This is a genomic window from Halomonas sp., from assembly GCF_041689495.1.
Classification (GTDB): domain Bacteria; phylum Pseudomonadota; class Gammaproteobacteria; order Pseudomonadales; family Halomonadaceae; genus Halomonas.
Window position 1 is genome coordinate 1 of record NZ_JBDNGD010000489.1, and the last position, 1243, is coordinate 1243.

Here is a 1243-nt window from a genome sequence, read left to right on the forward strand (position 1 = left end):
GAGGCCAGAGGCAATGCAGCGACGATCTCCAAGGCGCTATTCGGCCGCTGACACTACACTCGCCGTGTACCCTGCATCGCGGACCGCCTTCGCGAGCCGCTCGGCGGAGACCTGGGCGGCGTCGACCGCCACCCGGGCCTCGCCGCTCTCATGGGAGACCGTACATCCCTTGACGCCCGGCTGCTGCTCGAGAAGGTGGCGAACGATCTCCGAGCACCCGTCGCAATGCATGCCGCCAATAGTGAGCTTCACTGTCTGCATGCCATTCTCCTGTCGGTTGGTTGTCTCGCCGCCCAGTGCCTCATCGTGTTCCAGGGCGTCGAGAATAGAACAGCACCGCAGTGGCCCTGCTCCGGGACAACTGTCGAGCAGCTCCACAAGCCCCTTACGGATACGCTGCAGGCGCTCGATCTTCTGATCCACGTCCTGGAGTTTAGCGGTAGCGCGGCGCCTCATGTCGCCGGCATCGGTGCCGGGAGTCGTAAGCAGTGCAAGCAGCTCGGCGATCTCGCGCAAGGAGAAGTCGAGCTTCTGAGCGCGGCGAATAAACTGTACTTGCTGCACCGTATCGTCGGGGTAACAGCGGTATCCCCCCGTCTCCGGCCTGGGCGGCTGCTCGATAAGCCCGCGACGCTCGTAAAAGCGAATCGTCTCGACCCCAACGCCTGATGCTTGGGCTGCCCGACCAATCGTCATGCCCCCCATGGTGTTACCTCTGCGTTTTGCTGGTCACCGATAGCCTACTGACCGTACCAAGGTACGGTGTCAAGTGGAGGGGTGACAAGAGTGGCGTTCCGCGCACCACTCGAGCCCCATGGCCACAACCAGGTTGGGGAACGATCCATGGGTACTCACGAGAGTTGCCTTATGTTGAACACCGTTATCATTTACCTGCGAACAGATACTTGGCCAGGCTGGCGATGCCGAGCCCCAACAGCAATAGTAGGGCGATACCGACAACCGGCATCACCCAGCCCATCGCACCCATCATCATGCCGTAGTCGTCAGGTGTCATACTCATGGCGACGCTTCTCCGTAGGCTATCCGTGGTAAAGGCCGATGATGGCACTGCGGTGTTGCACAAGGGTCAAATCCTTCCTCCTCACCCCGCGCAACACGACAACTGCGTCACATCCTTGGTGAAGGTCTGAGCGCAGAGCTTGAGTCCTTCCACCATGGTCAGATAGGGGAACAGTTAGTCGCCGATCTCCTGCACGGTCATGCGTGCGCGTAGTGCCATCAC

2 protein-coding genes are annotated in these 1243 nt (G+C 60.7%); both read right to left on the bottom strand.

Annotated features, from left to right (window positions below):
• Positions 1–36: 36 nt before the first annotated feature.
• Positions 37–705 (bottom strand): MerR family transcriptional regulator, encoded by a 669-nt coding sequence (locus ACESMD_RS14680; protein ID WP_372614431.1) that lies wholly within the window; start codon positions 703–705, stop codon positions 37–39.
• 178 nt (positions 706–883) lie between these two features.
• A complete protein-coding gene (locus ACESMD_RS14685) occupies positions 884–1021 on the bottom strand; it encodes a hypothetical protein (RefSeq protein ID WP_372614433.1) in 138 nt (45 codons plus the stop codon).
• Positions 1022–1243 lie beyond the last annotated feature (222 nt).

Coding starts and splice junctions, on each gene's coding strand:
- ACESMD_RS14680 (WP_372614431.1), bottom strand. CDS start 705: ATGGGGGGCATGACGATTGGTCGGGCAGCCCAAGCATCAGGCGTTGGG.
- ACESMD_RS14685 (WP_372614433.1), bottom strand. CDS start 1,021: ATGAGTATGACACCTGACGACTACGGCATGATGATGGGTGCGATGGGC.